The sequence below is a fragment of the Actinoplanes sp. NPDC049118 genome, from assembly GCF_040648555.1.
Classification (GTDB): domain Bacteria; phylum Actinomycetota; class Actinomycetes; order Mycobacteriales; family Micromonosporaceae; genus Actinoplanes.
This window is the reverse complement of sequence record NZ_JBEZDY010000002.1, coordinates 56554-75346: the sequence shown is the minus strand read 5'-3', so window position 1 is coordinate 75346 and position 18793 is coordinate 56554. Positions and strand designations below refer to the sequence as shown.

Below are 18793 nucleotides of genomic sequence, written 5' to 3'. Positions count from 1 at the left end.
CTGGCATCCTGCCCCACGATCAAGCGGTGGGCACCTTGATGAGCAGAGCATCGCCCTGGCCGCCGCCGCCGCAGAGCGCGGCCGCGCCGAGCCCGCCGCCGCGCCGCTTGAGCTCCAGCGCGAGCGTCAGCACCAACCGGGCGCCGGACATGCCGATCGGGTGGCCGAGCGCGATCGCACCGCCGTTGACGTTGACGATCTCCTCGCTCACCTTCAGCTCGCGCATCGAGTGCAGCACCACCTGCGCGAAGGCCTCGTTCATCTCGATCAGGTCGAGGTCGCCGACCGAGAGGCCGGCCTTGCCGAGCGCGTGCTTGATCGCGTTGGCCGGCTGCGCCTGCAGCGAGCTGTCCGGGCCGGCCACGTTGCCGTGCGCGCCGATCTCGGCCAGCCAGGTGAGCCCGAGCTCCTCGGCCTTGGCCCGGCTCATCACCACGACCGCGGCGGCGCCGTCGGAGATCGGCGAGGCGCTGCCGGCCGTGATGGTGCCGTCCTTGGCGAACGCGGGACGCAGCCCGCCGAGCGACTCGGCGGTCGCGTCGGGCCGCACACCCTCGTCGGTGTCGATCACGACGTCCACGTCGCGCTGGCCCGTCCGGACCGCGACGATCTCCTCGGCGAAGTGGCCGTTGCGCTGGGCGGCGCCCGCCCGCCGGTGGCTCAGCGCGGCGAAGGCGTCCTGCTCCGCGCGGGTGATGCCCAGGTCGGCGCCGCTGCGCTCGGTGGACTCGCCCATCGACACGCCCTCCCACGGGTCCGAGAGACCGTCGTACGCGGTGTGGTCGCGGACCAGGATGTCGCCGTACTTCTTGCCCTGGCGCTGGCCCATCAGCAGGTGCGGCGCGTTGGTCATCGACTCCATGCCGCCGGCCACGACGATGTCGAACTCGCCCGCGCGGATCAGCTGGTCGGCCAGCGCGATCGCGTCCAGGCCGGAGAGGCAGACCTTGTTGACGGTCAGCGCCGGCGTCGTCATCGGGATGCCCGCCGCCACGGCGGCCTGCCGCGCGGTGATCTGGCCGGTGCCGGCCTGCAGCACCTGGCCCATGATCACGTACTGCACCTGTTCCGGTGCGACCCCGCCGCGCTCCAGCGCCGCCGCGATGGCGTGACCGCCGAGGGCGGTGGCCGGCACGTTCTTGAGGTTGCCGAGGAGGCGGCCCATGGGCGTACGGGCGCCGCTGACGATCACCGAGCTGGTCACGGGTGGCTTCGCTTTCGGGTTGCGGCGGCCGCGGCGGTCACCGGCGCGGCACCTGAACGATGGTTAGGGTCAGCCTAGCCGGACACGGTACGGTTACCCATGGGGGATCGCTGCGAGAATGTCACACTCTCCGACATGGAATCACTTCACGATCTCGATTCGCTGCCCGAGGTCGGCCTGCTCCGCGTCGACCACGTCGGGATCGCGGTGCCGGACCTGGACGAGGCCATCGCCTTCTACGGGCAGATCTTCGGCATGCGCTGCGTGCACGAGGAGACGAACCAGGAACAGGGCGTACGCGAGGCGATGCTCGCCGCCGGCGACGACGGCACCGGCGCCCGGATCCAGCTGCTCGCGCCGCTGCGGCCCGACTCGGCGATCGCGAAGTTCCTCGACCGCAGCGGGCCCGGGCTGCAGCAGTTGGCATACACCGTCGCCGACGTCGAGGCGACCAGCGCCGCGCTGCGGGCCCGGGGGCTCCGGCTCCTCTACGACGAGCCGAAGCGCGGCACGGCCGGCTCGCGGATCAACTTCGTGCACCCGAAGGACGCCGGCGGCGTTCTCGTCGAGCTCGTCCAGCCCGCCTGATTCGTAAGCCTTGCGGGTGAAACGTCCTGACGGCACAGCCGGGGACTGGCAGGATCGTCACCATCGAGGAGCGCCACCCGGCGACCCTGTGCGACGATCTTCCGATTCCGGGCGGCACAGCAGGTAGTGGCGCGACGACACTCCGCGGGCGGCCTCGTCGCGCGGCCCTCCGAACGGCCGACATCGCCCCTCGGTGGCCGGGCCGAAGGTGATCTTAGGCCGGAATACCAGGCCCGTACGGTCTTGCGTGGCCCCCTGGGGGGTCTGCCAGTATGTCCCAATGCCCCAGCAGCAGGATGCCAATCTCGCGTTCTTCGAGACAGCAAATTCGCAGCACGACTTCACCGTCGTCCTGCGTGGATACGACCGCCACCAGGTCGATGGCCACCTCGGCCGGCTCGTCGCCGCCCTGAACCAGTCCGAGCAGGCCCGCGGTGAGGCCGAACAGCGGATGAACGACGCGCAGCGCCGGCTGCGCCAGGCGGAGCAGCGCCTCAACGCCCTCGAGCAGAAGCTGGCCGACAGCACCAAGCTCCTCGAGGAGAACAACCGGCCGACCCTCTCCGGGCTGGGCACCCGGGTCGAGCAGATCCTGCGGCTGGCCGAGGAACAGGCCAACGACCACCGCAACGAGGCCAAGCGGGAGTCCGAGGGCATCCTCTCCGCGGCCCGGCTCGAGGCGCGAGAGATCACCGACAAGGCCCGCGCCGAGGCCGCCGCCATGAAGGCGACAGCCGAGCGTGAGGCGGGGCAGGTCCGCACGCAGGCCGAGCGCGAGTCCGCCGAGAACCGGGTGCAGGCCCGCCGCGAGGCCGACACGCTGCGCTCCGACGCCGACCGTGAGACCAAGCAGCTACGCACGGTCACCGCGCACGAGGTCGCCGAGCTCAAGTCGACCGTGGAGCGTGAGGTCGCCTCGCTGCGCGCCACCGCCGAACGGGAGATCACCCAGCTGCGCGCGAAGGCGGCCCGCGAGGCCGAGGAGAAGCGCGCCGAGGCCACCAAGATGCTGACCGACGCTCGCGACAAGCGCGACAAGGACCTGCAGGCCCTCGCGCTGGAGACCGCGGAGCGGCGGGAGAAGAGCGAGCGCGAGGAGTCCCAGCGGCACGCCGCACAGGTCAACGCCACCCAGAAGATGGTGGCCGAGGCCGAGGAGCGCGCCCGCGCCGCCGAGGAGCGCGCCAAGGAGATCGGCCAGCGCGCCGAGACCCGCCGCGTCGAGTCCGAGCGCAACGCCGTCGAGACGGTCGAGAAGGCCCGCGCCCTCGCGGAGAAGACGGTCACCGAGGCCCGCGCCGAGGCCGGTCGCCTGCTCAGCTCGGCCCGCACGGAGGCCGAGCTGACCACGCAGGCCGCCAAGCGCGAGGTCGAGGACCTGACCCGGCAGAAGGACGCCGTCACCAACCAGCTGGGCCAGATGCTCTCCGGCCTGTCCGGGCTGGTGCCGACGACGCCCGGCGCGGCGGCGCAGGCCGCCGAGGTCATCAAGCAGGCCGAGGCCAAGGCCGAGACCCCGGCGCAGCGCGCGCCCGAGGCCGGCAAGCCCGAGGCGGCCGCCAAGACCAGCTGAGTCGTTTGCCACTCGGTCACCGGTTGCGCCACCCTTCGGGGTGCGTAACGGTTGATATGACCGGGCCGGTTGTGCGTAGACGTTTGCGGGCCGCACCGGAGCTCCTCCGGTGCGGCCCGTTCGTTTTCATACGTAGCCTGAGCACAGACAAATCACAACGAGACGCTTACTCCCGCCAGGCCGGTGTGTATCGACACGTCACGGGACGATGCGTATGTGAGGATGGAAAACATGTCGCACGGCGGGGAAATCTTCGGTCTCGGTGGAGACGCAGCCTCCGAGCCCAGCTTCGAAACCGCCCTGCGGGGTTACGAGAAGAAGCAGGTCGAACGCTACGTGGCCCGCGCCGAGAACGAGATAGCCGCGCTGGCGAGCGAGCGTGAGCAGGCCTATTCGCAGTTGCAGGCGATGGCCGGACAGCTCGACCGGCTCCAGCAGGAGGCCGCGCAGGCGCGCCGTCAGCCCGGCGTCGGCGCCGAGGTCTCGTTCCGCCACCTCGGCCCGAAGGTCGAGGAGATCCTCGCCAAGGCCGAAGAGGTCGCCGCGGACATCAAGCGCTCCGCCGCCGACGACATCGCCGCCCGCCTCGCCGAGGCCGAGCGGATCCGCGCCGAGGCCGAGGCGCACGCACACGACGGCATCCGCGACTTCGAGATCGCCCTGGCCGCCCGCCGCGCCGAGGAGGAGAAGGCCGACGTCACCCGCCGCGCCGCCGCCGAGAAGGCAGTCGCGACCAGCCGCCAGGCCGCCGAGCAGATGCGCGCGGAGGCCGAGTCCACGCTCGCCCGCTCCCGCGCCGAGACCAAGCAGCTCACCGAGCTTGCCGCGCAGGAGGCCCAGCGGGTCCGCGCCGAGGCCGACGGCTATGCCAAGTCGACCCGGATGCAGGCCGACCAGGAGATGAAGGCGCTGCGCGACAAGACCCAGCAGGACGTCGCGAAGCTGCGCACGGATGCCGAACGCGAGCGCACCGAGCTGAAGTCGTCCGTCGCGCAGGAGCTCACGCAGATGCGCTCGAGCGTCGAGAAGCAGTGCGCCGACCTGCGCAGCGAGGCCGACAAGTACGCCGAGGAGGTGCTGCGCCGCTCCGACGAGCAGGCCACCTCGACCCGCAAGGAGATCGCCACCCAGCAGGAGAAGATCAACCGGGCCGGCCGCGACCTGGAGACCGCGCACGCGGAGGTCGCCGAGGCCGAGCGGAAGGTCGCCGCGGCGAAGGAGCGGGCCGAGACCGCCGAGAAGGAGGAGGCGCGCGTCCAGCAGCGCCTGGCCGAGGTGAAGAAGCAGCTCGAGGCCGAGCTCGAGCACGTCGCCGAGGCGAAGCGCGCCGGTGAGGCCGCGGAGCGCCGCGCCACCGACGTGCGTCGCCAGGTGCAGAAGGAAGCCAAGCGGGTCGCCGAACTCGCCGCCGCCGCGGTCCTCGCGGCCGCCGCGTCTCCGGACGACGACGATGACGAGGAGTCGTCCGGTCCGGGTCCGTCCGCACCGGCGACCGGTCAGGCCCCGGTCGGTCCGCAGTCGGCCTCGCCCCTGACGTCGGTCGGTCAGCACGCGGCGCCCGACTCGCACACCGCGCCGGCCGCGTCCGGCACGGCGACGGCGTCCGGACCCTCCCCGTCCGGCTCAGCCGGATCCGCCTCGGCCGCACCCGCGAAGATCACCGCCTCGGCCAAGGTGACGACCCGTCCGGCGGACAGCCGGGTCGGCGTCGACGCCGACTGAGCAGCCCCGTTTCGGCTCGACGGGTGGCGGGCGTTGGCCCGTACCGATAAATTGCCCGCCGGGACGTCCCTTCGCCGCACCGGTCGCCGACCGCTGCCCGGGCTCCCGTCGCGCACATGTGGAGGTTCCGGTGACGGCCGACGAGTCACGCCCGGTTGACACCGACGCCGATGCGGTCGCGCCGCCGGCCGACGAACCCGTTCCGGCCGACGAGCCCGTTCCGGACGACCAGCCCGTTCCGGACGACGGCGAGTCATCCCATTCCGGCGAGTTCGGCCGGCCCGGCCCGCCGCTCAACAGGCGCAACCCGTTCCTGTTCGGGCTGCTGGGCGGACTGGGGCTGATCACCGCGTACGGGATCTTCCTGGGCCTGCGCAACGCGGCCTCGATCCTGGTGCTGATCTTCATCGCGATGTTCCTGGCCATCGGCCTCAACCCGGCGGTCACCCGGCTGCGCGGCTGGGGTGTCCCTCGGGGCCTGGCCGTGACCGCGATGACGCTGTCCATCGTGCTGCTGCTCTGCGGCGGCGTGTTCGCGCTGATCCCGCCGCTGATCACGCAGACCGGCGAGCTGGTCGAGAGCGCGCCCAGCTTCATCGAGAGCCTCCAGCGCAACGAGACGGTGAACGACCTCGTCCAGCGCTACGACATCCTCAGCAAGGTGCAGAGCGCCGTGAACGCGGGCACGGTGACCAACGCGCTGGGCGGCGTGGTCGGCGGCGCGAAGCTGGTCTTCGGCACGATCTTCAACGTGCTGACCGTGCTGGTGCTGGTCATCTACTTCATGGCGGCCTTCGACCGGATCAAGGAGGGCGCGTACTCCCTGGTGCCCCGCTCCCGGCGCGACCGGGTCCGGCTGCTGAGCGACGAGATCCTCAGCAAGGTCGGCGCGTACATGGTGGGCGCCATCGCGATCGCGGTGCTGGCGGGCGTCTGCACGTGGGCGTTCGCGCTGATCGTCGGCCTGGGGTACCCGTTCGCGCTGGCGGTGGTGGTCGCGGTCTGCGACCTGATCCCGCAGATCGGCGCGACGCTCGGCGCGGTGATCGTCAGCCTGGTCGGGCTGGCGGATTCGCTGACGACGGGCATCGTCTGCATCGTCTTCTTCGTCATCTACCAGCAGGTGGAGAACTACCTGATCTACCCGCGGGTGATGCGCAAATCGGTGAAGGTGAGCGACGTCGCGGCGGTGACCGCGGCGCTGCTGGGCGTCGGCCTGTTCGGCGTGATCGGCGCGCTGATCGCCATCCCGGTGGTGGCGGCGATCCAGCTCATCGTCCGCGAGGTCGTGAACCCGAGCATGGAGGAGAAGTAACCCCTCACTGCCCGGGCTTCGGCACCGGCACGTCCGAGAACGCCGCCACCGTGCGGTCCGCGTACGCGTTCATGTCGCCCGACTCCATCGCGCCCTGCCACGCGCGCGGCAGCGGAACGTCGACGCCCGGCGCCACCCGGCGCACGATCTCGTCGAGCACGGTCTCCGCGTCGCCCACCCAGAGGTGCTTGGCGCCCGGGACGCCCACCACCTCCGCCTGCGGTATCGCCGCGAAGCGGGCCGCGGCCTCCGCCGGGCGCAGGTAGTCGTCGAACTCCGGCACCAGCGCGGTCACCGGCTTGCCGTCCGCCGCCCAGGCCGCCAGGTGCGCCTCGGACGAGAAGCGCAGCGGCGGCGACAGCAGGATCGCGCCGGCGATCGCCGGGTCGAGGCCGTGCATCAGCGCCAGGTCGGTCCCGAACGACCAGCCCAGCAGCCAGACGTTCGGCAGGTCGAGGAACTCCGCGTACTCGATGGCGGCGGCGACGTCGTACTTCTCCGCCTCGCCGGCCGAGAACTCGCCCTCGCTGGTGCCGCGCATGCTCGACGTGCCCCGGGTGTTGAAGCGCAGCACCGCGACGCCCGCCAGCGCCGGCAGCCGCCAGGCCGCCTTGCGGAAGACGTGGCTGTCCATCATCCCGCCGTGCGTCGGCAGGGGGTGCAGGCAGACGAGCGTGGCCACCGGCTCGCCCAACTCCGGCCGGGCCAGCTCGCCGACAAGCGTCAGCCCGTCGGCCGTGTGCAGCTCGATGTCCTGGCGGCGGGCGGGTAGGACCGAGTTGGCGCGGATCTGGTTGCTCACGTTCTCATCCTCACCCATAGCGCGGCGCGTTGCGCGAGCGTTCCACCGTCGGGCCGCGCCGGTCACGCGCCCGCCAGCAGCCGGTGTGCCAGTGCCGCCGGTCGTTCTCGTCGCCGCGGTCGTCGACCGGCCAGGCCACGACGTGCGCGACGCCGGGGCGGATCTCCTGCGTGCAGCCGGGGCAACGGTACGCCTTGACCGCCGCCCCGCCGAAGATCGACCGGACCATCCACTCGCCGTCCTGGTACTGCTGAACGCCCTCGACGCCCTTGCGCGCGCCCTCGGCGGCGTTGGACTCCGACGGCTCGGGGCGGCGTGGGCGATTGCGGCGCGGGCTCACGAAATCAAGCGTACGTGTGAGGCGCGGCGGGCCGAATGCGACCTAGACTCACGTTCATGACGGCTACCCGTACTCCCGGCATGCCCGTGGTCGAGGACGGCTTCCTCATCTCGACCAGCCCCGCGACCGGCGCCGAGGCGGGTCGCCTGCCGGTCTCGGACGACAAGGCGGTCGACGCCGCCGTAGACCGCGCGCGCGAGGCCGGCGCCTGGTGGGCCGGCCTCGGCTTCGACGGCCGCAAGGTGCGGCTGCTGCGCTGGCGGGCCCTGCTCACCCAGCGGATCGAGGAGCTGGCCGAGCTCACCCACACGGAGACCGGCAAGCCGGTCACCGACGCCATCGTCGAGGCCATCGCCGGGATCGAGCACGTCGACTGGGCCGCCCGCAACGCCAAGCGGGTGCTCGGGCCGCGGCGCACCGGGACCCGCCTGCTGGTCGCCGAGCACTCCGGCCACCTCGAATACCTGCCCTTCGGCGTGGTCGGCGTGATCGGCCCCTGGAACTACCCGATCCTCACCCCGCTGGGCCCGATCAGCGGCGCGCTGGCGGCCGGCAATGCCGTCGTGCTGAAGCCGAGCGAGTACACCCCGGCGGTCGGCCAGTGGCTGGTCGACACGTTCGCCGAGGTCGTGCCCGAGCAGCCGGTGCTGCAGGCGGTGCACGGGCTGGGCGACGTCGGCGCCGCGCTGTGCCGGTCCGGCGTCGGCAAAGTCGCGTTCACCGGTTCCACGGCCACCGCGAAGCGGGTCATGGCCACCTGCGCGGAGACCCTCACCCCGGTCGTCATCGAGGCCGGCGGCAAGGACGCGCTCATCGTGGACGCCGACGCGGACGTCGCCGCCGCTGCCGAGGCCGCGGTCTGGGGCGCGATGACCAACGCCGGCCAGACCTGCATCGGCATCGAGCGGGCGTACGCCGTCGCGGAGGTCTACGACGCCTTCGTGGCCGCCGTCGTGGAGAAGGCCGGCCGGCTCCGGCTGGGCGAGGAGATCGGCCCGATCACGATGCCCGGCCAGATCGACATCATCCGCCGGCACATCGACGACGCGCTCGCGTCCGGCGGCCGGGCGGTGCTCGGCGGCGCCGACGCCGTACAGCCGCCGAACGTCGCACCGACCGTGCTGGTCGACGTGCCCGACGACTCGGCCGCGATCCGCGAGGAGACGTTCGGGCCGACGCTGACCATCACCCGGGTCGCCGACGCGGACGAGGCGATCGCCAAGGCCAACTCGCTCCCGTTCGGCCTGGGCGGCGCCGTGTTCGGCAAGGCCAACGGGATCCGGATCGCCCGGCGGATGCGCACCGGCATGGTCGCCGTGAACTCCACGCTGAGCTTCGTCGGCATGGCCAGCCTGCCCTTCGGCGGCATGGGTGACTCCGGCTTCGGCCGCATCCACGGCGACGACGGGCTGCGCGAGTTCGGCCGGGCCAAGTCGATCACCGTGCGCCGGGCGCCCTCGCTGCTGCCCTCGATGACCTTCGAGCGCACCCCGGCGCAGGTGCGGCGCATCGTCAAGGCGGTGAAGCTGCTGTACGGCCGCCGCCCGTGATCTCGTTTGCTAGCGTCGGCCGGTGGATCAATCCGCGATCGAGGTCCGCGGCCTGTCCGTGAGCTACGGCTCCGCGCCGGTGCTGGTCGACGTCCGGCTGACCGTGCCGGTCGGCGCCGGCGTCTGCGTGACCGGCGAGAACGGCATCGGCAAGTCCACGCTGCTGCGCTGCGTCGCCAGCCTGCAGCGCCCCGACGCGGGCGAGATCGAGATCTTCGGCGGGCCGCCCGGGTCCACACCGGAGTTCTGGCGGGCCGTGGTCACCACTGTGGAGCCACCGACCTGGTACCCCGGCCTCACCGCCCGCGAGCACGGCGAACTCGTCTGCCGCGCGCACGGCTCGGACCTGGCGGAGGCCGGCCTCGACGAGATGCTGGAACGCTTCGGCATCGCGTCACACGCCGACGTCATCCCGCCCTCGCTGTCGTCGGGTCAGAAGCAGCGGCTCACCCTGGCCCTGGCGCTGCTGCGGCCCAGCCGGCTGCTGATCCTGGACGAGCCCGAGCAGCGGCTCGACCCGCAGGCACGGACCATGGTGGCCGGCCTGCTGCGCGACTATCTCGCCGGCGGCGGCACGGCGCTGCTGGCCAGCCACGACGCGGCGTTCGCGGCCGCGGCCGGCACCACGACGGTCAGCATGGCCGACCTGCACGCCGCCGACGCGCGGTGACCACCACCGTCGCCGTCGGCAGCGTCCGGCGCTGGGTGCGCCGGACCCGGTCGGCACATCGCGAGCGCGGCGAGACGCTGGGCAACTTCTACTTCGCCGTGCTGTTCGTCGCCATCGTCGGCGGCATGCTGCACCGGCAACTCGCGGCGATCTTCTGGCCGGCCGCCCCGAACGCGTCCGTGCTGGCCGGCGGCGCGCTGAGCCTGGTCATCGTCGGCGGGCTCTACCTCGCGCTGCGCCGCCTCGGCCCGCTCGGCCTCAGCCGCCCGGCGGCCTCCTGGCTGCTCACGGCCCCGGTCAGCCGCCGCCGGCTGCTGCTGCCCTCGCTCTGGCTGGCGACGATCGGCGCGGCGTTCGCGGGCGCGTTCGGGGGCCTCGCCGTCCTCGGGCACGTCGCCGCGCGGCCCGTGCCCGGCCCGGACGCGCTGCTGCCGCTGGCCGGTGCGCTGCTCGGCGGCGCCCTGCTGCTGGTCGCGCTGGGCGCCCAGGCGGACCGCTGGTGGTCGTCCTGGCCGGACAACGTGGCCTACCTGCTGGTCGCGGCGGGCCTGGCCGGGCTGGTCGTCGACTCGGCCGTGGCCGCGCCGCGAGCGCCCGCCGGCTGGCCCGCCGGCGGCGTCGTGCCCGCCGTGACCGCGGCGCTCGCGGCGATCGTGACCGTCTTCTTCCTGCTCGCGGTGCGCCGCCTCGCGCACACGCCGAACGAACGGATCCTCGAGGCGTCCAAGACGGCCGGCACGCTGCTCGACTCGGCGTTCGGCGTGGAGCCGTCGTTCGTGACGGAGATGGTCGAGCGGCGGTACTGGGCGCGGCGCAGGCTGACGTCGCGGCGGTTGTGGGCGCGGGTGCCCGTACTGGTCGCTCAGGACCTCGTCCTGCTGCGCCGCCGCCCGCGGCGGCTGCTGTGGCTGGCCGGCGCCACCACCCTGCCGACGCTGCTGGCGCACGCACCGGGGTGGATCCTCGGGGCGGCCGTGCTGGTCGGCGGCCTGGTGGCCGGCGGCGCGGCCGCGGCGACGGTCCGCACGGACGCCGGCAACCCGGTCCTGCTGCGCCTGCTCGGCCTGAGCTCGCGTCAGTCGATCACCCAGCGGCTCTGGGTGCCCGGCGTGCTGGCCGCGCTCTGGTATTCGGCCGCCCTCTCAATGCTGCACGCCCTCGGCGACCTGCCCGCCGGCCCCTGGTGGGCGCTGGGGCTGGCGCTGGGCCCGGCCGGCGCGGCCGCGACGGTACGCCGGGCACGCGTCGGCTTCGTCGACAACGGACTGTTGCCGCTGGACACCCCGATGGGCTCGTTCTCGACCGGCCCGGCGATCAGCGCGCTCGCCGGGATCGACGTGCTCCTGCTCGGCCTGCCCACGGTGGTGCTGATCGCACAGGGCGCCCCGCTGACGTGGACGGGTGTGGTGGCACAGGGCGCGATCGCGGCGGTCGGCGCGCGGGCGTACGTGAGCGGGACGACCGCGGCGGACCGGGTGGAGCTCAGCGCCCGCTAGAACAGGGTGAGCTCGTTGCGCTCCATGCCGCGCAGCCTGTCGTAGTCGACGACCACGCAGCGGATGCCGCGGTCGGAGGCCAGCACCCGGGCCTGCGGCTTGATCTCCTGCGCCGCGAAGACGCCCTGCACCGGTGCGAGCAGCGGGTCGCGGTTCATCAGCTCGAGGTAGCGGGTGAGCTGCTCGACGCCGTCGATCTCGCCACGCCGCTTGATCTCGACCGCGACCGCACCGCCGGCGGCGTCGCGGCAGAGCAGGTCCACCGGGCCGATCGCGGTCATGTACTCGCGGCGGACCAGGCTCCAGCCCTCGCCGAAGGTCTCCGGGTGCGCGGCCAGCAGCTCCTGCAGGTGCGCCTCGACGCCGTCCTTGACCAGGCCGGGGTCGACGCCCAGGTCGTACGAGGTGTCCTGGAAGATCTCCTCGAGGGTGATCCGCAGCTCCTCGCCGGCCTTGTTCACCACCCGCCACACGCCGGGCGCCTCCTGCAGTTTGCAGGGCGGGCTCATCCAGTTCAGCGGCTTGTAGGCGCGGTCGTCGGCGTGGATCGAGACCGAGCCGTCCGCCTTGACCATCAGCAGCCGCACCGCGGGCGGCAGATGGGCGGAGAGGCGGCCGACGTAGTCCACGGAGCACTTCGCAATGACCAGGCGCACCCGACGAGGGTAGCCGCTGCGCGGACCGGGCTCGCGTGCCGGTGCCATCCTGATGACGTGCTCGAAGCGCTCACCGGTACCGGCCTGGCGGCATCCGCCGGGCTCAATGCCTACATCCCCCTGCTCACGATGGGTCTACTGGCCCGCTACACGGATCTGATCGAGCTGCCCGGCGGCTGGCAGTGGCTCTCCGGCGGGTGGGCGATCGGCATCCTCGTCGTGCTGCTCGCCGTCGAGATGGTCGCCGACAAGGTGCCGGTGCTGGACCACGCCAACGACGTCGTGCAGACCGTGATCCGGCCGACCGCCGGCGGGCTCGCGTTCGGGGCCGGCTCGGCGTCCGAGACGGTGACCGTGTCCGACCCGGGCTCGTTCTTCGGCTCGCACCAGTGGGTACCGGTCGCGGCGGGCGTGCTCATCGCGCTCTGCGTGCACGGCGTGAAGGCCGTATCGAGACCTGTGGTGAACGCCTCAACGGCCGGCCTGGGAGCGCCGGTGGCCAGCACGGCCGAGGACCTCGGCAGCGTGCTGTTGTCGCTGCTGGCGATCTTGCTGCCGGTGCTCGTCCTGCTCGGACTCCTGCTGATGATGCTCGGTGGATGGTGGGCGATCAGGCGGCGACGGCGGCGTAAGCGGGAACGGCAGCCCCTGGAGGGTGTCGGTACCGAGCGTCTGTTTGGTTGACTGCTGCCGTGCCCGCGATCGCCGTACCCGCCTTCGCCCTGACCTGGTGGCTGGGTTGCTACCTGGTGGGGCGTGACCCCACCAGGTCGCTGCTGTGGCGCTCGGCCGCCGCCCTGATCGCGTACGCGGTCGCGGTGGTCGTCTGGACGCTGAGCCCGGCCTCCGCCCCGGCCCAGTTGCTGCTCTGCGTTCCGGCCCTGTTCTGGGCCGGCGTGGCCGTCGGCCTACTGCCCCGCGGCGTCCCCGAGTACCGGCAGGCGAACCGCGGCTGGGTGATCCTGGCGGGGCTGTTCCTGGCGCTGGCCTCGGTGCTGCCCGGCGTGGGAAAGCTGGTCGCGCTCGCGCCGCTGGCGGGCGCGATGGTGCTGCTCATGCGCTACCGCGAGCGGGTGCGTCCCACCGCGTTGCCGTCGGCCCTGGCCGCCGCCGCCGCCCTGCACGCGCTCGGCCTGGTCGTGGTGCTGGCCCCGATCGACCTGGGCGCGCCGATCCTGGTGCTCGCCGCGATCGGCCTCGATCTGCTGCTGATGGGTTTCCTCGTGGCGGTGGCCGACGCGGTGGACGCGGGCGAGCGGCTCCAGCCCGACCTGAGCCGCTCGCTGATCGCCGCGGCGGTCGCCCTGCTGCTCTGTGCCGGTCCGGCCGCGCTGACCATGCTCGCCGCGCCCGGCCTCCGCGCGGTGACCGTGCTCCAGTTCGTGCTGGTGGCGATGGTGCTGGGCGCGGTCGGCCTGGCGGGACAGTTGCGGGCCGGCCTTGACCGGCTGGCGTTCCTGCGGGACGAGCGGCTGCGGCAGGACCGCGCCGCGCTGATGCTGGCGGCCGACGCGCTGCCCCGGCGGCGCGAGCGGCACCGGATGATCGCCCTGGACGCGGAGGAGTTCAAGCGGCTGACCCGGCGGGCGCTGGAGGACTTCGGCGACGTGGGCCGGCTGCTGCGTAACCCGCTCATCGATCTGCCGGCGGTGGACCGGCGGCTGGCCGCGCGCGGGCCCGGCGTGGCCGAGCAGCCGCTGGTGCGGGCCGCGGAGTTGCGGGCCGTGCTGAGCGAGCACGTGCTGCGGCTCAAGCCGTCCGGGGTGTTCGGGACCACCGAGGAGTGGCGGTTCTTCAACGCCCTCTACTACTGCTGCGTGCTGGGGCTGCGGCCGTACCAGCGGCGGCCCCAGCCCGAGGGGCTCGACCGGGACGCGCGGCGGGCGGTCGACTGGTTCCGCCGCTACGTGCCCCGGCGCTCGCTGCACCGCTGGCAGGCCGAGGCGGCGACCATGGTCGCCGCGCACCTCTGGCGTGACCTGGTGAGCACCGACCCGCGCTGGCTGGCCGGGACCGGCGGCGGCGCACGCCGGGAACCCGTGCGGTGACGCTTCGATAGCGACACGCGCCGCATAAGTTGGCAACCACGGCAAAATGGTTAAAATCTCCCATCGTGACTTCCGGGGGGTGCTGTGGGTAGCCACCGCAACGCGCTGGTCGCCGTCGTCCGGCAGGAGCTGGCCGAGGCGCGCGGCACCGCCCGGGCGGTGCTGGCCGCCGCGGAGTCTGCCCGCAGCGAGGCCCTGCGCCGCAAACAGCTCATCAGGGACGCCTACTCGACCTGCCTGGCCCAGCTCGCCGAGGCGCGCGAGGCCGCACGGCAGGACATCCTGCGGCGGACCGCGGCCGAGGCCGGCACGCTGACCCGCAACGTCGAGTCGCTGGCCGCCCTCTGCGCGTCCGGCTCCGCCGGCACCTCCTGGCGCTACTGGACGCCGACGGAGCCCGACCGGGTCGGCCGCCCCCGGCTGCTGCGGATCGGCACGGTCAGCTACGACGCCGGCGACGGCGACCGGCGCCTGCCCGCGCTGGTGCCGCTGCTCGACCACGCACACGTGAACCTCGTCGGCGACCCGGAGACCGCGGACGGCGTCATCTCCGGGCTGCTGCTGCGGGCCCTCGGCACGACCCGCCCCGGCGACATCCGGCTCACCGTCTACGACCCGGAGCAGCTCGGCGGCACGCTCGCGGCGTTCGCGCCGCTCGGCAACGCCGGCCTGCTCTCCTTCGTCGGCCCGGGCGGGCTGAGCGCCGTGCTCGACGACCTGGTCGAGCAGATCTGCCGGGTCAACGAGACGGTGCTCGCCGGCGAGTACGCGTCCCTCGCCGAGCTCACCGCCGCGACCGCCGGCCCGCGCCCCGAACCGTGGCGGATCGTCGTGCTGCTCGCCGACGCCGAGCTCACCGGCGGCCAGCGGGCCCAGCTCGACCGCATCGTCCGTACCGGCGTGGCCTGCGGCGTACACCTGGTGGTCCGGGGTCTCGAGCTCGCGCCGCACCCCACGGTGGAGCACATCGCCGTACGCGACGGCACGGCCACCTGCGACACCACCGGCGAGCTGGCGGTCACCCTCGACGCGCCGCCACCGCCGGAGCGGATCACCGGTTTTGCCCGGACCACCGCCGAGCGCCTGCGCGCGGGCCCGCCGCCGGCCAGCTTCGCCGACCTCGAACCCGACAAGCTCTGGACCGAGTCGTCCGCGCACGGCCTGGCCGCGCCGATCGGCGACAGCACCGACGGCCCGCTCATCTCCGTTCCGCTCGGCGACGATCCGCCGCACGCGCTCATCGGCGGCCCGTCCGGCTCGGGCAAGACGAACCTGATCTACGCCTGGATCGGCTCGCTCGCGGCCCGGTACGGCCCAACGGAGCTGGCGTTCTACCTGCTGGACTTCAAGGAGGGTGTCTCGTTCGCGCGGTTCGCCCCCGGCCCGCGCGACCCGAGCTGGCTGCCGCAGGTCCGGCTCGCCGGCATCAACGTCAACGGCGACCGCGAGTTCGGCCTGGCGATGCTGCGCCACCTGGGCGAGGAGCTGCGCGCCCGGGCGCAGGCCGCCAAGCGGTACGAGGCGTCCAAGCTGGCCGAACTGCGCGCCGAGGACCCGCGCGGGCACTGGCCCCGGATCGTCGCCGTCATCGACGAGTTCCAGGTGCTGCTCGCCGGGCGCGACGCGCTCGCCGACGAGGCCGTGACCCTCCTCGAGGACCTGGCCCGGCGCGGCCGGTCGCAGGGCATCCACCTCGTGCTGGCCAGCCAGGACGTCTCCGGCATCGAGGCGCTCTGGGGTCGCTCCGGTCTGATCGGACAGTTCACCCTGCGCATCGCGCTGCCGAAGGCCCGGCGGGTCCTCGCGGACACCAACCTGGCCGCCGCGGTCATCCCCCGCTTCCACGCGGTCGTCAACGCCGACTCGGGCGCGGCCGGCGCCAACCACATCGTGCGGCTGCCCGACGCGGGCGACCGGACCGCGTGGCGCACCCTGCAGCGCAAGCTCTGGCACCGCCGGCCGGACCACTGCGTGCCGCCCCGGCTCTTCGACGGCGACGCGGTGCCGCGGCTGCCCGAGGCGTACCGGCCCGCGGGGCGGGTGCCGAGCGTGACGTCGGACATCGGCTCCTCGCCCGGTGCGGTGCTCGGCGAGCGGATCGACGTCGCCGCGCGGCCCGCCCGGCTGCGGCTCGGGCGGATGCCGGGACGCAACCTGGCGGTGCTGGGCACCCGTACCGGCGAGGCCTGCGACGTGCTCGCCGCGGCCGCGCTGTCGCTGGCCGCGCAGGGGCCGGCGCGGTTCAGCGTCGCCTGCCTCGACCCGGGCGCGGAGCGGGCCGCGGCCCGGCTGGTCGCCGAGCTTCCGCAGGCCGACTGGTACGGGCCGGCCGACCTGGACCAGCTCTTCGACGCCCTCGACCCGGACGGCATCCCGCACTACCTGCTCGGCTACGCGCTCGACGCCGCCGGACCGTCCTATCGGGAACGGCTGCGTGCCGTGCTCACCGACGGCCCCGAGGACCGTACGCACGTGCTGGGCTGGTGGCGCTCGGTGCAGCGGCTGCGCGACGACCTGGGCGGAATCGGCGCCCGCCTGGACACCATCGGCGCGTGGGTGGCCCTCGACGTGCAGGGCCCCGAGCTCAGCCCGCTCTCACCGCAGCCCGGCGGCCCGGTCTGGTACCCGCGCCGGCGCCGGGCCCTGTTCTTCGACCGCTCGGTCCACCGCCATCCGGAAGTGATCATCCCGTACGAGGTGAACAGTGACCACACGTGACCGCGACTACCAGTTGATGATGAGCGCGCTCGCCGACGTCGCCCGGCGGCGGGACGAGGAGCTGGAGAACGCCGAGCAGGCGTACCAGACCAGCTCGGCGCAGGCGGCCGGGGAACTGGCCCGGGCGGAGAACGACGCCATCTCGGCCGACCGCTGGGCGGGCGCCGCGGCGGCCCAGGTGCTCGACGTCGACCGGGAGGCGGCGCGGCTCTGGGAAGAACTGCGTCGGGCCCGGGGAATGCGCGTGCGTACGCTCGGCGAACTGCCCGAGCCGGCGGCGGTCGAGGCGCTGCCGCGGGTCGCGCTCGAGCGCTCACCGGACTCCGGGGCCGCGGCGCCGGCGCCGCGGCAGTCAGCCCGGACGCTGCTCGCCCGGACCGCCGAGCGGATCGACGTGACCGTACGCCCGGCCGCGCGCCGCGCGGTGCCGCGCTGGGTGCTGCCGCTGCTGCCCGTGCTGGGCGCGCTGATTGCCGGCATGTGCGGGCTGGTCGCGGCCGGCCTGGTGACCTTCGGGGGTACCCAGATCCCCGGCGGGGCCGTGCTGCGCGGGCTGGGCTGGCTGGCGTTCCTGGTGGCGCCGTCCGCGGGCGTGCCGGTGGCCGCCGCGATCGCGCACCGGCGGCTGCGTGCCCGGCTCGACATCGGCGGCATCGGCCTGACCCTGCTCGGCGGCATGCTCGCGGCCACGCTGCTGTCGGTGACGTTCGCGGGAACGCGGTAGGGCCGCCGGGCCCTACCGCGCCCGGCGGCGGCCCGATCAGTACGTGTAGAAGCCCTTGCCGGTCTTGCGGCCCAGGTCGCCCGCGGTGACCATGCGCTGGAGCAGCTCCGGCGGGAAGAACTTCTCGTCCGCGGTGTCGTGGTAGATGTTGCTCGCCGCGTTCAGCATCACGTCGAGCCCGGTCAGGTCGACGGTGGCCAGCGGGCCCATCGCGTGCCCGAAGCCCAGCTTCATGACGGTGTCCAGGTCGGCGGCCGAGACCACGCCCGTCTCGACCAGCTTGATCGCCTCGACCAGCAGGGCCGAGAAGAGCCGGTTGGAGACGAAGCCGGCCACGTCCCGCTTGACCTCGACGCAGGTCTTGCCGACCTCCTCGGCGAAGTCGCGGGCGTTGGCGAGGGTCTCGTCGGAGGTCTGGTAACCGCGGACCAGCTCGACCAGCTTCATCATCGGCACCGGCGAGAAGAAGTGGATGCCGACGACGGACTCCGGCCGGGAGGTGACCGCGGCGATCTGGGTGATCGGGATCGCGGAGGTGTTGGTGCCGAGCACCGCGCCGGGCTTGCAGATCTTGTCGAGCGCCCGGAAGACCTCGTGCTTCGCCTCGAGCTTCTCGTAGATCGCCTCGACCACCACGTCGGCGTCGGCCATCGCCTCCAGCTCGGTGGTCGTGGTGACACGCCCCACCGCCGCCTCGGCGTCCTCGGCCGAGATCTTCCCCTTGGCGGCGAAGCGCCCCAGGGAGTCCCGGATCGCCGCCACGCCGCGGCTCAGCGATGCCTCGTCCAGGTCCCGCATGGTGACCTGCCAGCCGGCCTGTGCCGCCACCTGGGCGATGCCGGAACCCATCAGACCGGAGCCGATGACCGCGAGTCGACCCGCCATGTGTGCTCTCCTTCTCCACGTTGAGGTTGCCGTGACAGCCTAGCCGCCCCGCTTAACGCTGACTCAGGGACTCGATCGGGGCAAATCCCGGGAAAACGCGGGCCGCCGGTGCCAGACTGTGCACATGCCACCAAGCGACGGCTGGTACCTGCTAGGGCCTTTCATAGCCGTCGCGCTGGTCGGGTTCCTCGCTGCCGTCTTCTGGCGCATGGGCCTGCAATGGAACCAGGTCGGCGAGGACCCGCTGCGCGAACTCTGCGAAGGCCGCGAATCCTACGAAGGCCTGGCAATCTTCGGCGACGCCGAGGACTACGGCCTGCTCTGCCCCGCCGCGGCGACCGACGACCCGGCCATCGCCGACGAGATCCGCGGCCTGCTGGCCGTGGCCGGCATCCGCTCGACGTCGGCCGCCCGCCCGGACGGCCGGCTACTGGTCCTGGTCTTCCCGGAGGAGGTCGACGAGGCCCGCAGGCTGGTCGGGGGCTCCCCCGCCCTCTAGCCG

Annotated in this window: 17 protein-coding genes; 12 read left to right on the top strand and 5 right to left on the bottom strand. The window is 73.3% G+C overall.

The features are described from left to right. Nucleotides 1-19: 19 nt before the first annotated feature. Nucleotides 20-1204: an acetyl-CoA C-acetyltransferase gene (locus tag AB0B58_RS02885; RefSeq protein ID WP_360216450.1), complete on the bottom strand. Its 1185-nt coding sequence runs from the start codon at nt 1202-1204 to the stop codon at nt 20-22. A gap of 135 nt (nt 1205-1339) precedes the next feature. Here AB0B58_RS02885 and mce point away from each other — a divergent pair, with 135 nt between their 5' ends. From mce to AB0B58_RS02865, 4 genes are all read left to right on the top strand, one after another. Next, a complete protein-coding gene (gene mce / locus AB0B58_RS02880; protein WP_360216447.1) occupies nt 1340-1792 on the top strand; it encodes a methylmalonyl-CoA epimerase in 453 nt (150 codons plus the stop codon). Nucleotides 1793-2072: 280 nt separating this feature from the next. Then, nucleotides 2073-3365 (top strand): DivIVA domain-containing protein, encoded by a 1293-nt coding sequence (locus tag AB0B58_RS02875; protein WP_360216444.1) that lies wholly within the window; start codon nt 2073-2075, stop codon nt 3363-3365. A 222-nt stretch (nt 3366-3587) separates the two neighbouring features. After that, a complete protein-coding gene (locus AB0B58_RS02870; RefSeq protein WP_360217438.1) occupies nt 3588-5087 on the top strand; it encodes a Laminin subunit beta-1 in 1500 nt (499 codons plus the stop codon). Between the two features lie 130 nt (nt 5088-5217). Then, on the top strand, nt 5218-6402 hold the full coding sequence (locus tag AB0B58_RS02865; RefSeq protein WP_360216441.1) for an AI-2E family transporter: 1185 nt from the start codon (nt 5218-5220) through the stop codon (nt 6400-6402). Between the two features lie 4 nt (nt 6403-6406). On the opposite strand, the gene AB0B58_RS02860 is transcribed toward AB0B58_RS02865, so the two are convergent. Together AB0B58_RS02860 and AB0B58_RS02855 are read right to left on the bottom strand one after the other, a co-directional pair. Continuing rightward, on the bottom strand, nt 6407-7222 hold the full coding sequence (locus AB0B58_RS02860) for an alpha/beta hydrolase (RefSeq protein ID WP_360216438.1): 816 nt from the start codon (nt 7220-7222) through the stop codon (nt 6407-6409). After that, nucleotides 7215-7544 (bottom strand): hypothetical protein, encoded by a 330-nt coding sequence (locus tag AB0B58_RS02855; protein WP_360216435.1) that lies wholly within the window; start codon nt 7542-7544, stop codon nt 7215-7217. Before AB0B58_RS02855 ends, AB0B58_RS02860 begins: the two co-directional genes overlap by 8 nt. Before the next feature lie 56 nt (nt 7545-7600). Between AB0B58_RS02855 and AB0B58_RS02850 the strand changes: the two genes are divergently transcribed. From AB0B58_RS02850 to AB0B58_RS02840, 3 genes are read left to right on the top strand one after another with little or no spacing between them, the layout of a single operon-like run. Further along, nucleotides 7601-9094, top strand: a complete 1494-nt coding sequence (locus AB0B58_RS02850) for an aldehyde dehydrogenase family protein (RefSeq protein WP_360216432.1) — start codon at nt 7601-7603, stop codon at nt 9092-9094. Nucleotides 9095-9116: 22 nt separating this feature from the next. Next, nucleotides 9117-9764: an ATP-binding cassette domain-containing protein gene (locus tag AB0B58_RS02845; protein ID WP_360216429.1), complete on the top strand. Its 648-nt coding sequence runs from the start codon at nt 9117-9119 to the stop codon at nt 9762-9764. Further along, nucleotides 9761-11260, top strand: a complete 1500-nt coding sequence (locus AB0B58_RS02840) for a DUF6297 family protein (RefSeq protein ID WP_360216426.1) — start codon at nt 9761-9763, stop codon at nt 11258-11260. Before AB0B58_RS02845 ends, AB0B58_RS02840 begins: the two co-directional genes overlap by 4 nt. Here the strand turns inward: AB0B58_RS02840 and nucS are convergent. Then, on the bottom strand, nt 11257-11916 hold the full coding sequence (gene nucS / locus AB0B58_RS02835; RefSeq protein WP_360216423.1) for an endonuclease NucS: 660 nt from the start codon (nt 11914-11916) through the stop codon (nt 11257-11259). The genes AB0B58_RS02840 and nucS overlap by 4 nt on opposite strands. A 57-nt stretch (nt 11917-11973) precedes the next feature. On the opposite strand from nucS, the gene AB0B58_RS02830 reads away from it, so the two are divergent. The 4 genes from AB0B58_RS02830 (at nt 11974) to AB0B58_RS02815 (ending at nt 17406) form a co-directional block, all read left to right on the top strand. Then, on the top strand, nt 11974-12600 hold the full coding sequence (locus AB0B58_RS02830; protein WP_360216420.1) for a DUF4126 domain-containing protein: 627 nt from the start codon (nt 11974-11976) through the stop codon (nt 12598-12600). Continuing rightward, entirely contained in the window at nt 12597-13964 is a 1368-nt protein-coding gene (locus AB0B58_RS02825; protein ID WP_360216417.1) for a hypothetical protein, read from the top strand. Before AB0B58_RS02830 ends, AB0B58_RS02825 begins: the two co-directional genes overlap by 4 nt. A gap of 84 nt (nt 13965-14048) precedes the next feature. Continuing rightward, a complete protein-coding gene (locus AB0B58_RS02820; protein WP_360216414.1) occupies nt 14049-16682 on the top strand; it encodes an FtsK/SpoIIIE domain-containing protein in 2634 nt (877 codons plus the stop codon). Further along, complete coding sequence (locus tag AB0B58_RS02815; RefSeq protein ID WP_360216411.1) at nt 16669-17406, top strand: OmpH family outer membrane protein; 738 nt, start codon at nt 16669-16671, stop codon at nt 17404-17406. The genes AB0B58_RS02820 and AB0B58_RS02815 overlap by 14 nt, the downstream gene beginning before the upstream one ends. 36 nt (nt 17407-17442) lie before the next feature. Here the strand turns inward: AB0B58_RS02815 and AB0B58_RS02810 are convergent, their stop codons facing one another. Further along, complete coding sequence (locus AB0B58_RS02810; protein ID WP_360216408.1) at nt 17443-18291, bottom strand: 3-hydroxyacyl-CoA dehydrogenase family protein; 849 nt, start codon at nt 18289-18291, stop codon at nt 17443-17445. Between the two features lie 124 nt (nt 18292-18415). On the opposite strand from AB0B58_RS02810, the gene AB0B58_RS02805 reads away from it, so the two are divergent. Then, nucleotides 18416-18790 (top strand): hypothetical protein, encoded by a 375-nt coding sequence (locus tag AB0B58_RS02805; protein ID WP_360216405.1) that lies wholly within the window; start codon nt 18416-18418, stop codon nt 18788-18790. Nucleotides 18791-18793 lie beyond the last annotated feature (3 nt).

Coding starts and splice junctions, on each gene's coding strand:
- mce (WP_360216447.1), top strand. CDS start 1,340: ATGGAATCACTTCACGATCTCGATTCGCTGCCCGAGGTCGGCCTGCTC.
- AB0B58_RS02875 (WP_360216444.1), top strand. CDS start 2,073: ATGCCCCAGCAGCAGGATGCCAATCTCGCGTTCTTCGAGACAGCAAAT.
- AB0B58_RS02870 (WP_360217438.1), top strand. CDS start 3,588: ATGGAAAACATGTCGCACGGCGGGGAAATCTTCGGTCTCGGTGGAGAC.
- AB0B58_RS02860 (WP_360216438.1), bottom strand. CDS start 7,222: ATGGGTGAGGATGAGAACGTGAGCAACCAGATCCGCGCCAACTCGGTC.
- AB0B58_RS02850 (WP_360216432.1), top strand. CDS start 7,601: ATGACGGCTACCCGTACTCCCGGCATGCCCGTGGTCGAGGACGGCTTC.
- AB0B58_RS02810 (WP_360216408.1), bottom strand. CDS start 18,291: ATGGCGGGTCGACTCGCGGTCATCGGCTCCGGTCTGATGGGTTCCGGC.
- AB0B58_RS02805 (WP_360216405.1), top strand. CDS start 18,416: ATGCCACCAAGCGACGGCTGGTACCTGCTAGGGCCTTTCATAGCCGTC.